Source organism: Blautia sp. HCP3S3_D9, assembly GCF_052063845.1.
GTDB lineage: Bacteria > Bacillota > Clostridia > Lachnospirales > Lachnospiraceae > Blautia_A.
Window position 1 is genome coordinate 1 of sequence record NZ_JBQHWS010000290.1, and the last position, 504, is coordinate 504.

The 504-nt window shown below is 35.3% G+C and carries 1 pseudogene; it reads right to left on the reverse strand.

What is annotated here, in order from left to right:
* Positions 1-162: 162 nt before the first annotated feature.
* Positions 163-339: pseudogene (locus ACTNES_RS20955) on the reverse strand (transposase); the annotation flags it as partial.
* Positions 340-504 lie beyond the last annotated feature (165 nt).

Genomic DNA, 504 nt, shown 5'->3' on the forward strand with positions numbered 1-504 from the left:
AATTAACCTGTCAAAAGGGTATAAAATCCCCGTGGCAAAGTTCTAAGCAGTTATTAGGCTGTCAAGGTTCGTTAATAGTTGCTATTCCAACTGTACATTCAGCTTACCGATATTTGAAAATGTCTCATAGAATTCATTCTTATAAGGGCAGCTGCTACACAGCTTGAATGTGATAGAATCATTGGTCTTGAAAGATTTGACAAAAAGCTTATCAATACCAAGTTTGCTTACGAATTCTTTGATAAGAAGTAAGCCTGCATCGGAGGATAGATCGCCTCCATCAAAATTTATTTTTATCTGTCTATTGCTTTCTAAGGCTAAGGTGTTTACAATACTCATAAAGGGCTCCTTTGGGTTATTTTTTAAGATTCGACACCTTAATTTTACCACAAATGGATGCTCTTTTTTCATTCATCTGATAGGTGAAAAGCAATATTCAGTTAAAATATAGAAACTATGTGGTTTTCAGCCACTTTCACGACTGTGCCGTGAATAATCTAGGTT